At 54.2% G+C, this 11152-nt stretch carries 10 protein-coding genes and 1 other annotated feature; of the genes, 3 read left to right on the top strand and 7 right to left on the bottom strand.

The annotated features are described in order from the left end of the window. Position 1: 1 nt before the first annotated feature. The 3 genes from thrB to OB87_RS00190 form a co-directional block, all read right to left on the bottom strand. On the bottom strand, positions 2–931 hold the full coding sequence (gene thrB / locus OB87_RS00180; RefSeq protein ID WP_033567432.1) for a homoserine kinase: 930 nt from the start codon (positions 929–931) through the stop codon (positions 2–4). Positions 932–933: 2 nt separating this feature from the next. Then, positions 934–3390, bottom strand: coding sequence for a bifunctional aspartate kinase/homoserine dehydrogenase I (gene thrA / locus OB87_RS00185; RefSeq protein WP_033567433.1), 2457 nt, complete (start codon positions 3388–3390; stop codon positions 934–936). 112 nt (positions 3391–3502) lie between these two features. Further along, positions 3503–3622, bottom strand: a sequence feature (Thr leader region). A gap of 201 nt (positions 3623–3823) precedes the next feature. Continuing rightward, complete coding sequence (locus tag OB87_RS00190) at positions 3824–4525, bottom strand: tRNA/rRNA methyltransferase (RefSeq protein ID WP_033567434.1); 702 nt, start codon at positions 4523–4525, stop codon at positions 3824–3826. Between the two features lie 565 nt (positions 4526–5090). Between OB87_RS00190 and arcA the strand changes: the two genes are divergently transcribed. Beyond that, on the top strand, positions 5091–5807 hold the full coding sequence (gene arcA / locus OB87_RS00195; protein ID WP_012768295.1) for a two-component system response regulator ArcA: 717 nt from the start codon (positions 5091–5093) through the stop codon (positions 5805–5807). Positions 5808–5900: 93 nt separating this feature from the next. Here arcA and creA read toward each other — a convergent pair whose 3' ends face one another. Further along, entirely contained in the window at positions 5901–6374 is a 474-nt protein-coding gene (creA, locus tag OB87_RS00200; RefSeq protein WP_072025397.1) for a protein CreA, read from the bottom strand. A 205-nt stretch (positions 6375–6579) separates the two neighbouring features. On the opposite strand from creA, the gene robA reads away from it, so the two are divergent. Next, entirely contained in the window at positions 6580–7446 is an 867-nt protein-coding gene (gene robA / locus OB87_RS00205; RefSeq protein WP_033567436.1) for an MDR efflux pump AcrAB transcriptional activator RobA, read from the top strand. On the opposite strand, the gene gpmB is transcribed toward robA, so the two are convergent. Beyond that, positions 7443–8093: a 2,3-diphosphoglycerate-dependent phosphoglycerate mutase GpmB gene (gene gpmB / locus OB87_RS00210; protein ID WP_033567437.1), complete on the bottom strand. Its 651-nt coding sequence runs from the start codon at positions 8091–8093 to the stop codon at positions 7443–7445. The genes robA and gpmB overlap by 4 nt on opposite strands. Positions 8094–8144: 51 nt before the next feature. Here gpmB and yjjX point away from each other — a divergent pair, with 51 nt between their 5' ends. Then, positions 8145–8684: an inosine/xanthosine triphosphatase gene (yjjX, locus tag OB87_RS00215; protein WP_033567438.1), complete on the top strand. Its 540-nt coding sequence runs from the start codon at positions 8145–8147 to the stop codon at positions 8682–8684. 14 nt (positions 8685–8698) lie between these two features. Here yjjX and trpR read toward each other — a convergent pair whose 3' ends face one another. Next, entirely contained in the window at positions 8699–9031 is a 333-nt protein-coding gene (gene trpR / locus OB87_RS00220; protein WP_033567439.1) for a trp operon repressor, read from the bottom strand. Between the two features lie 188 nt (positions 9032–9219). Beyond that, on the bottom strand, positions 9220–11151 hold the full coding sequence (gene sltY, locus OB87_RS00225; protein WP_033567440.1) for a murein transglycosylase: 1932 nt from the start codon (positions 11149–11151) through the stop codon (positions 9220–9222). Between the last annotated feature and the right edge of the window lies 1 nt (position 11152).

An 11152-nucleotide genomic window follows, 5' to 3' on the forward strand; every position in this document is an offset into this window, starting at 1 on the left:
GTTATCCCAATTGTCGCGCGCCTGCGGTATCCAGACGGCAAATATGAACAAAACCTTCGTCGTTCTGCAGATAGTTTTCCCGCAGCCAGCTTGCCAGACGCTCTGCCGAGCCCATGTTGTTGCACACGGAGAACAGCGTCGGCCCCGAGCCGGAAATGCCGCAGGCCAGCGCGCCCAACTCGTTGGCCGCCTGACGCGCTTTTGCAAAACCGGGCAACAGACGCGTGCGGTAAGGCTCGGCGATGACGTCTTTCATCAGGGTCGCCGCCAGCGCCGCCTGGCCGGTATGGCAGGCGTGGATAAAGCCCGCCAGATAGCGGCCGTGGCTGATGCAATCCTGGCGACGGTACTGCGCCGGTAAAATCGCCCGAGCTTCAGCCGTAGATACCTTGATGCCTGGATAAGCCATCACCCACAACCAGTCGTCAAATCCCGGCACCGGCTGGCTGACGATACCCATCTCTTCAACCATCAGTTGGATACCACCCAGGAAGCACGGTGCCACGTTGTCGTAATGCACACTGCCGGAAATACGCCCTTCCAGCTCGCCCATCAGCGTCAGCAGGCGGGTATCGTCTAGCGGTTTGCCACAGAATTCGTTCATCGCCATCAGACCAGCGACCACCGAACAGGCGCTGGACCCCAGCCCGGAACCAATCGGCATGTTTTTTTCCAGCGTCATGGCGACCGGCACGGTCTTGCCGATCTCCTGACAGAAACGCTCCCAGCACTGATAAACGATATTTTCTTTCGGGTTGTCCGGCAGCTTGCTGACAAAACGCCCTTCGTTATGCAGGCTAAACAGTTCGGCTTCCCGCACGGTTACGCAGTCACCCAGCAGCGTGCCGTCCACCGGCGATACCGCCGCGCCCAGCACGTCAAACCCCACGCTCACATTCCCGATGGATGCCGGGGCATAAATCTTCACCATTCTCACACTCCCACCTTCCACGACAGCGTACGCAACAGGTCTGCAAACACCCCGGCCGCCGTCACATCATTGCCTGCCCCGTAACCCCGCAACACCAGCGGCAGCGGCTGGTAATAACGGCTGTAAAACGCCAGCGCATTCTCGCCATCCTTCACCTTAAACAGCGGATCGTTGCCGCCCACTGCGCTGATCGTCACCTGGCACTTGCCGTCGTCGATCTTACCGACGTAGCGTAACACTTTACCTTCTGCCCTAGCGGCTTCAACTCGGCGGGCAAATTCGGCGTCCAGCTCCGGCAGGCGCGCCAGGAAGCTGGCGACATCGCCCTGTGCATATTCCGGCGGCAGCACGGAATCAACCTGAATGTCTTCCAACTCCAGTTCATAACCGGCTTCACGCGCCAGAATTAACAGCTTACGCGCCACGTCCATACCGGACAGATCATCGCGCGGATCCGGCTCGGTAAAGCCTTTTTCTTTCGCCAACAGCGTGGCTGCGGACAACGACATGCCCTCATCCAGTTTACCGAAGATAAAGGACAGCGAACCGGACAAAATACCGTTGAAGCGAATTAACTCATCACCGGCGTTCAGCAGGTTCTGCAGGTTCTCGATCACCGGCAGGCCAGCACCGACGTTGGTGTCATACAGGAACTTGCGACGGGATTTGGCCGCCGCCTGACGCAACTGGTGGTAATAACGCAGCGAGCCGGTGTTGGCTTTCTTATTCGGCGTGACAACATGGAAGCCGTCCGCCAGGAAATCGGCGTATTGATCGGCAACGGCCTGACTGGAGGTACAGTCGATGATGACCGGGTTCAGCAGGTGATACTCTTTCACCAAACGGCTGAGCGCAGCCGGGCTAAACGGTTCACGCGCCCGCGCCAACTCGTCGCGCCAGCGATCCATTGGAATGCCGTGCACGTTGGTCAGCATCGCTTTGGAATTGGCGATGCCACATACCCGCACGTCGATGTGTTTTTGTTTCAACCACGGCTGCTGGCGCTGAATCTGCTCCAGCAAGGCACCGCCGACGCCGCCGACGCCGATCACAAACACGTCCAATGCCTGATTGGTGTTGAACAGCATCTGATGCGCTACCCGCACGCCGGTGGTCGCTACGTCATTGTTCACCACCACCGAAATCGAGCGCTCGGACGAGCCCTGTGCGATTGCCACAATGTTGATGTTGGCGCTGGCCAGCGCGGTAAACAGACGAGCAGACAGGCCGCGCAGCGTGCGCATACCGTCGCCGACCACGGAAATGATCGCCAACCGTTGCACCACGTCCAACGGCTCCAGCACGCCTTCTTTCAGTTCCAGATAGAATTCGTCTTCCAGCGTTTTGCGCGCGCGCGGCAACTCACTCTGAGACACGCAAAAACTGATGCTGTACTCAGAAGAAGACTGGGTGATAAGCACCACCGAGATACCAGCGCGAGACATGGCAGCAAACACACGAGCCGCCATCCCGACCATCCCTTTCATACCGGGGCCGGACACGTTGATCATCGCCATGTTGTTCAGGTTGGTGATGCCTTTGACCGGATACTGGTTATCGTTGCTTTCCAGCCCGATCAGGGTGCCCGGTGCCTGAGGGTTTTCGGTGTTCTTGATAAGGCAGGGAATCTGGAACTGGGCGATGGGAGCGATAGTGCGGGGGTGGAGAACCTTGGCGCCGAAGTAGGACAATTCCATCGCTTCCTGGTAGGACATCGACTTCAGCAATCGCGCATCCGGCACCTGACGCGGGTCACAGGTGTACACGCCGTCGACGTCAGTCCAGATCTCACAACAATCAGCCCGCAGACACGCAGCCAGCACCGCCGCTGAATAGTCAGAACCGTTGCGGCCCAGCACCACCAGTTCACCCTTGTCATTACCGGCGGTAAAGCCCGCCATCAGGATCACATGGTCAGCAGGGATCGCCTGTTCATCAATGCGGCGGGTGGACTCGGCGATATCGACTGTGGACTCCAGATAATGGCCTTGCGCCAGCAGGCTGCGTACTGGGTCGATGATCGATACCTGATAACCACGTGCCTGAAATACACCTTCCATGATGGCGATGGAGAGCTTTTCACCCCGACAGATAATGGCGGCGTTGACGCTGTCCGGACACTGCCCCAGCAAAGCGATGCCATGCAGCACCTGTTTGAGCTGGGAAAATTCTTCGTCTACCCGCGCTTTCAGCCGGTCATAGGCAAAACCGGGTTGGGATTGCGCCAGTCCCTGCAACAAATCGGCAAAAATGACTTCTGCTTCGGTGATATTTGGCTGGATATCCTGTTTAGCCACGGTTTTTTCAATCATGGCCACCAAGTGATTGGTGATTTTCGCCGGTGCCGACAGCACCGTTGCGACCTGTCCCTGACGTGCATTGCTTTCGATGATATCGGCAACACGCGCAAATCGTTCTGCGTTAGCTACCGAGGTCCCGCCAAATTTCAACACTCGCATTTTTGTCTATTCTCCTGAATTTTCAGTTGCCAAAAACGCTGGGAGCGTTTTTGAAAGCCATTTGCAACGGCCTTATACGGTTGGCGGGCAGCAATAAACCCGCAATAACGGTAAAAAAAAAGCCCGCACTGTGAAGTGCGGGCTTTTTCTGGATTCATCTGTACGCGTCAGCCCGCACCGTTACTCGTCGTACCGGTGGTAATAATAATGGTGGTGGTAACCAGGCTGATGTGATGCATTGCGTAACGTTCTCGTAGATCGAAAAATTATCTGCCCTATTAGTTAGGGCAATCGCCCTGCTAAGTCAACGGATTTCTTCATTCTCCCCTCCACTTTACGCCAGTGACAGCGGATAAAATCACTATGGAAAAACAAAAAAACCAAACAATGATTCAGAAAAAATAGCCAGTCATGATGATACGCCAGGGAATCCTCATTTTTCCTGATCTTCTGCCAATAGCGTTTTTTCCACATCATGCAGCAGCCTATGTAGCATGGCACTGTCACGTTGCTCCAATAACCCGAGCCGCTGTTGCAGCCAGTCGCGCAGTTTTTCGTCCTGCTGTGCGCCGACCCGCACCAGCAAACGCGCAAACCGCTCACGCAATGCAGCCAGTTGTCCGGACTCAGCCTGCGTCTGCTCGGCCGCGGTTACCTGCATCAGCGAGGCCAGTTGATAACAATACACCATCACCGCCTGCCCCAGATTCAATGACGGATAATCCGCCGCCATCGGCACGCCGGTCAGGATATCCGCCAGCGCCAGCTCCTCATTGGTCAACCCGGAATCTTCACGACCAAATACCAGCGCCGCAGAGCTGATCCATTGTCGCTTTTCCTCCAACACATTCAGCAATTGTGCTGGCTCACAGTAGTAATGAAAACGGGCGCGACTACGGGCGGTGGTTGCCACCGTGAACTCAACATCCGCCAACGCGTCGGCCAGCGTCGGGAAAACGTCGACACCATCAAGAATATCGCCAGAACCATGCGCCACCCAACGTGCAGCGGGTTCAAGATGTGCCGTGCTGTCGACAATCCGCAATCGGCCAAACCCCATGGTTTTCATGGCGCGTGCTGCCGCACCGACGTTTTCGGCTCGGGCAGGCGCCACCAAAATGATATAAAACTGCACACAACCTCCCAGCCTGCACCTGGCAGGTGCGCTGATGAACAAGATGTAACGATGATTTACGCTGGAAAATAAGTCCACACCGGGATTGGACCAACCCCATAAGATGACCTGAAACGGTAGCCACATTGACACACCGCCGAATGGTGCGACAGAGGTGAAAACGTTTCAGTTATCAGCATTTATTATGCCGTGGTGAATATAAAAATGTTAAATTGTGATAGAAAGCGGTATTCGTAGCGCGTTTTCCACAAATTGCTAACGTGCTACAATGAAATTTGATATATGTCAATGGAACCGTAGATTTGCCAGTCAGCGAAATCGGTGCTCACTGTTATGTCGCTGTTAATAAGGTTAAACTGTGCGCCACAATAGGCCCTGTTGAAAAACCTCATCGCCACCTGTTATCAGGCTTGCGTCAGGTGGAAACAAGTGCTTCAAAACATATTTACGTACTTGAGTCAGTCGGCGAAAAAACGGTGAACACGATTTCCCAAAGCGCCCGAGAGAACCAGGACTTCTGTACTTTCGAATCTCTATAATTAGTTGGCAATTTTAGGTAGCAAACATGCAGACCCCCCACATTCTTATTGTTGAAGACGAGTTGGTAACTCGTAACACCCTCAAAAGCATTTTTGAGGCCGAGGGATATGTTGTTCACGAAGCCACCGACGGCGCCGAGATGCATAACATCCTGTCCGAGCACGACATCAATCTGGTCATCATGGATATTAACCTGCCCGGCAAGAATGGCTTGTTGCTGGCGCGTGAACTGCGCGAGCAGGCAAGCGTGGCGTTAATGTTCCTGACCGGCCGCGATAACGAAGTCGATAAGATTCTGGGCCTGGAAATCGGCGCAGACGACTATATCACCAAGCCGTTCAACCCGCGTGAACTGACCATCCGTGCACGTAATCTGCTGTCCCGTACCATGAACCTGGGCGGCGGCACCGAAGAGCGTCGTCTGGTAGAAAGCTACCGTTTCAACGGTTGGGAACTGGATATCAACAGCCGTTCGCTGGTCAGCCCGAACGGTGAGCAGTACAAACTGCCGCGTAGCGAATTCCGCGCGATGCTGCATTTCTGCGAGAATCCGGGAAAAATCCAATCCCGTGCCGAACTACTGAAGAAAATGACCGGCCGCGAGCTGAAGCCGCATGACCGTACGGTAGACGTCACCATCCGCCGTATCCGCAAACATTTCGAATCCACTGCCGATACGCCAGAGATCATCGCCACCATTCACGGCGAAGGTTACCGCTTCTGCGGCGATCTGGAAGACTGATTCCCAGCGCGTTCATCACGCGCCAGTATGTAAAAAGCCGGGTCTGCCCCGGCTTTCTTATTTGTAAAACTCGATTTATTTCTGAAATAGCTGTTACTTACTCCAGGGCAGAATCGGCACCGCGCTGAGCGCGTTTTTCGGCGACCCTTCTACTATACGGTCGGAATAGGTCAGATAAACCAGCGCATTGCGTTTTGCATCGTAAAAACGCACCACCTGCAGTTTCTTGAAAATCAGCGACGTGCGTTGCTGAAACACCACGCTGCCTTTTCCCTTGCTGCCGGTAATCTTGTCGCTCAGGGTAATCGGCCCCACTTGCTGGCAGGAAATGGCAGCATCTGACGTATCCTCCGCCAGGCCAAGCCCTCCTTTGATGCCGCCGGTTTTGGCTCTGCTCAGATAACAGGTCACGTTTGCCACATCCGGATCGTCAAACGCTTCCACGATGATTTTGTGGTCTGGCCCCAACAGTTTGAAAACCGTATCGACCGATCCGATTTCCTCGGCCCAGGCTGACGTTACACCGCAGAGCAGGGCTGTCACCATCAATGCAATTCGTCTTTTCATCATTGCCTTTCTCTCACTTTGTTGCCGCCATGGCGTGGTTTCTGTGGTTCAAAAATCGTTTATCGGATAGATTTCTTCAACGTCCTATGTTAATCAGATTCTTTAATCATCAGGCACAAAAATCTTGGTAAGTGCCCCAGGGAAAAAATTGCTATTATGCCGGGCTTATACGCTTAGCTCTCGGTGTGTTCTATGAGGACGATCTATGGATCAAGCCAGTATCATACGTGACCTGCTCAACTGGCTGGAGGGTCATCTTGACCAGCCTTTATCGCTGGATAATGTCGCAGCCAAGGCCGGCTATTCCAAGTGGCATTTGCAGAGAATGTTCAAGGACGTAACGGGTCATGCTATTGGCTCATACATTCGTGCCCGTCGGCTCACCAAAGCGGCTGTTGCACTGTGTCTGACCAGTCGCCCGATTCTTGATATCGCCTTGCAGTACCGTTTCGATTCACAACAGACGTTCACCCGTGCGTTCAAAAAGCAGTTTGCCCAGACGCCAGCGTCCTATCGTCGGTCGGATGACTGGAATACTTTTGGTATCCACCCACCGATTCGCCTTGGTGCCTTTACCATGCCGCAACCGGCATTTGTCAACTTGCCGGAAACACAGCTGGTTGGGCTGACCCAGAGCTATACCTGTAACCTGGAGCAAATTACCTGTTTTCGTACCGAGATACGCGTCCATTTTTGGCGGCAGTATTTGGGAGAAGTCAAACAGGTCCCGCCGGTGCTGTATGGTCTGCATCATTCTCGCCCAAGTAAGGAGAAGGATGATGAACATGAAGTGCTGTATACCACCGCGCTGGAGCCGCATCATGTCCCAGAGGGTGTGCATCCTGGCGAGCCGGTGGTATTACCGAGCGGCGACTATGCCATGTTTATTTACGAAGGCCCGGCAGATGATTTACAGGATTTCATCATCACGTTATACGACACCTGCCTACCGACGTATAAACTGACTCGCCGTAAAGGTTTTGATGCCGAACGCTTTTACCCCCAAGGCCACAAGGATGCTGAACCGCCCAAGATCATCCGCTGCGAATACCTGATCCCCATTCAGCATTAACGCTGTAATTCATCCAACGCTGGAGCGTCAAGATGGGAGACGTCTCCGGCGGTTTCTACTATCCATCCGGGTGCCAGCCAGGGGCTCTGTTGATAATCAACGCGAGACAATGAACAGTTGCGTAGCCGCAAGCGACGCTCCGCCCAGGCCGGTAATCCCAGCAACGTACTCAGCAGACAGCCCAGCGCAATACCGTGACTCACCAGCAGCGGTCGGCTGCCTTCCGGCAGCGCCAGGCACTTTGCCAGCACGCTCTGCATACGCAGCGCCAATTCCGACATGGATTCTCCGTTGGGAATACGGCCATCGCGGGTGCCGTCCACCAATTGTTTACGCCAGCGCTCTTCTTCGAGGCTCAGCGAATCAATCAGCCTTTCCTCCAGCACGCCCATGTTCAGTTCTCTCAGCGCTGGCTCCATAATCACCGGACAATCGCCGCAAGCCTGCGAGATAATCTCGGCGGTACGGCGGGTACGCCCCAGATCGCTGGTAAAGATATGGGTAATCCCCAGCTTCCGGACCCTTGTAGCCACCAGTTGGGCCTGATGCTCGCCACCGGAGGTTAGCGGACTGTCCGACTGCCCTTGAATGCGTCGCGCCACGTTCCACTCTGTTTCACCATGGCGAACAAGATATACCTGTAACATGATTTTTTTCCGTTATACTGCGTCAAATTAACTACAAGGTAGGGAAACATTATGTACCATGTTGTCGCTTCTACGACCAACCCGGCCAAGATTAACGCCATCACTTTAGCATTTGCCGACGTTTTTGGTGTGGATAATTGCCGCATTGAAGGGGTTGATGTCGATAGTGGGGTTCCTAGCCAACCATTAGGTTCTGTCGAAACCAGAACAGGTGCCAGGAACCGGGTGATGAGAGCGCGGCAGGTCCGTCCGGAAGCTGATTTCTGGGTAGGCGTGGAAGCCGGTATCGAAGAAAGCATGACGTTCGCCTGGATGGTGATTGAAAATGCAGTCATCCGCGGCGAATCCCGTTCAGCCAGCCTGGTATTGCCAGAAAGCATCCTGCAAGGAATTGGCGAAGGTCGTGAACTGGGCGATGAAATGGCTCGCTTGACCGGCATTCAGGACATCAAGCGTCAGGGTGGCGCGATCGGCGTATTCACGGATGGCAAATTGTCGAGAACCAGCGTGTATTATCAGGCGTTACTGCTGGCGCTGGTGCCATTTCATAACCCGGTTTATCAGCACCCGATTCATGCACCATCCGCTTGATTGCATCCCGAAGGCTATCCCTTCTTCTCTGGTAGCAACTGTTCCTCCAGCCAGACTTTCAGCCTGGCCGGGGCAGATTTAAGGCTATTGGAACCTCGGGTGATGGTCGCAATGCCCGCACCCAGCTCATTTTTCAGCTCACGCTGACTCATCTCACCACGCATTAATTCCTGAATAATACGAACCCGGGTTCCCAGCGCGGTTCGCTCATCCGGCGTTAACAGCAATTGCAGCAGCGGTTGTTCCAGCCCTTCAGCCATCGCCTGTTGAAACAGGCTGACAAACGCCTGCCAGTTTTCATCGTCTTGTTCGGAAAATACCGGATCATGAAGTGAAGGTGATGTCATAATGGCCGCCATACTATTTAACTAGTACATCAGCATAACATACTATTCATAATGAAAAAAAGCGTAACAAATAGGATAAACGCCCACCTTAACGAGACAGTTATAAGGTAATGACTGCCAACATGGTGGGACTTTTCTTCATCGGTGCAAGGCGGGGAATACGCATATCGCGCAATCCCCGCTAACAGTCAGTAACGCCGCTGCCACTCGTTGTCCATCAGCAACGTTGTCGGGCGCTGTTGCATCAGGCTACGGTAGAAAACATCATAGGCCAGTACATTTTTGACGTATCCCCGCGTTTCGGAAAATGGAATGCTTTCCACAAAGGCAATCGCATCAACACGGCCATCACTGTCTTTCAACCAGTTACTCACCCGCGATGGCCCGGCGTTATAGGCAGCGGATGCCAAAATGCGGTTCTGGCCGAACGACTGGTACACAGAGTCCAAATAGCTGGTGCCAAGCTGGATATTCATCTGCGGATCCAGTAACTGGCTGCTGTTGGTATAGCTGGCAATATTAAACATTTCAGCAGTGTGCTGCGCAGTGGCTGGCATCAGTTGCATCAGGCCAGCGGCTCCCACGGCGGAACGCGCTTGCGGATTCCAGGCGCTTTCCTGACGGGCTATCGCCATAGCATAACTCTGGCTGATCCCCTTACCTTGCGTTGCCCGACGGAAATCATCATTCCATGCCAACGGGAAGCGTTCCTCCAGATTGTCCCAGAGTTTCGCCACAATTGTGGCCTGGACACTCAGGTCATACCAATGCTGTTCGAAGGCAAAACGCGCCAACGCTTCCTGCTGCGGCCGCTCCCGGCTGGCCACCAGCCCTGCCCATTCTGAACGAGCCAGGCTTTCCAGTCCCCAAAACATCAGTTCGCGTACCCGCGCCACTTCTGGTAGTTGCCCGATAGAACGATCCGGTTTAGCGGCAATCATAATGGTCAGCGGATAGTTCACATTGAGCTTTTGCGCGGCGGCCATCGGGTAAAAACCACGAATCGTCATCAGCTCACGCAGTTGGTTCTCGCCTTCCTGCTTTTGCCCTTGTTCGATCAACAGTATCGCTCGCCAGTAGCGCCACTCATCCTTTTGCTGCACATCGACCGGCAAGCGCGCCATCCATTGTTTCAGCCCCGGCCTATCTCCCTGTCCCAATGCCATGCGAACGCGCCGTTCCAACAGAGGTACAGAAGCACTACGCAAAATGACGGCATCACGCCAGCGCACCTGCTCATCGGTAGCATCGCTACTCATCAGACGCCAGGCGATGTCATCCTCCATGCTCTGGCGCTCCTGTGGACGCATTTTTTGCAGGCGAATCAGTTGCGGCAGCAACGCCCGCGCCTCATCCGGATCCTGACGTGCAATGCGGTTGAATGCTGATAATACGGCTCTTCGGGTAAAATCCGTCGGGCCGACAGAACGAGCAAAACGCTCGATCGTTTTAGGGTTACTTTGCAATCTTAGTAACGCGTCAGTGATGGTCTTGTAATCTGCTGGCAATTGTCTGGAAAGATGATTCACCAGACCGGCACTACCTGCATCCATCGCCAGCCGCATCCGTTCAAGAACCATGAGCGACGTCAAGCCGCCCTGCTGCTGCCAGGCAGAAAATAACTTGTCACAGGTCGACGGCAATGAGCGTCCGGTCAGCCAGATTTCACGGGTCTGTTCCCAAACGCCTTGCGGTTGCCCCACCATGACTTTGGCATACAGATAGTTGCAGAGAGAGGCGACCGGCTTGGGTTGCTCCGGGCTGAACACCAGCAGGCCATTCCAGTCCTGACGTCGAGCCAGTTCATTGATAAAGCTGTTATTGAGCGTGCGTACCGCAGGCAGTGTCGGATGCGAAGCCATAAACTGTTTGACCTGCGCCTCGCTAACCGTCGATAAATCCTGCGTCAGCGCCCGGTATTCCAGATAAGGGTAAAGCGGGTAATCACGTAATGTCGGCATTAGCTGGGAAACCACATCCATCTGGTTATTGTCCCACGCAGACTTTACTTGCTGATAACGTTGCCGCTGCTCATCCAGAGAGTCCGCTAGCGCCTGACACGATACACCAATGAGACACAGCACGGCGGCCACATATCGCCAATACCCCAATTTGAACATA

Origin of the sequence: Dickeya undicola (assembly GCF_000784735.1) — a bacterium.
Classification (GTDB): Bacteria; Pseudomonadota; Gammaproteobacteria; order Enterobacterales; family Enterobacteriaceae; genus Dickeya; species Dickeya undicola.

Bases quoted from the DNA above. Each gene is read 5' to 3' on its own strand.
- thrB (WP_033567432.1), bottom strand. From the start codon at position 931: ATGGTGAAGATTTATGCCCCGGCATCCATCGGGAATGTGAGCGTGGGG.
- thrA (WP_033567433.1), bottom strand. From the start codon at position 3,390: ATGCGAGTGTTGAAATTTGGCGGGACCTCGGTAGCTAACGCAGAACGA.
- arcA (WP_012768295.1), top strand. From the start codon at position 5,091: ATGCAGACCCCCCACATTCTTATTGTTGAAGACGAGTTGGTAACTCGT.
- creA (WP_072025397.1), bottom strand. From the start codon at position 6,374: ATGAAAAGACGAATTGCATTGATGGTGACAGCCCTGCTCTGCGGTGTA.
- robA (WP_033567436.1), top strand. From the start codon at position 6,580: ATGGATCAAGCCAGTATCATACGTGACCTGCTCAACTGGCTGGAGGGT.
- gpmB (WP_033567437.1), bottom strand. From the start codon at position 8,093: ATGTTACAGGTATATCTTGTTCGCCATGGTGAAACAGAGTGGAACGTG.
- yjjX (WP_033567438.1), top strand. From the start codon at position 8,145: ATGTACCATGTTGTCGCTTCTACGACCAACCCGGCCAAGATTAACGCC.
- trpR (WP_033567439.1), bottom strand. From the start codon at position 9,031: ATGACATCACCTTCACTTCATGATCCGGTATTTTCCGAACAAGACGAT.
- sltY (WP_033567440.1), bottom strand. From the start codon at position 11,151: ATGTTCAAATTGGGGTATTGGCGATATGTGGCCGCCGTGCTGTGTCTC.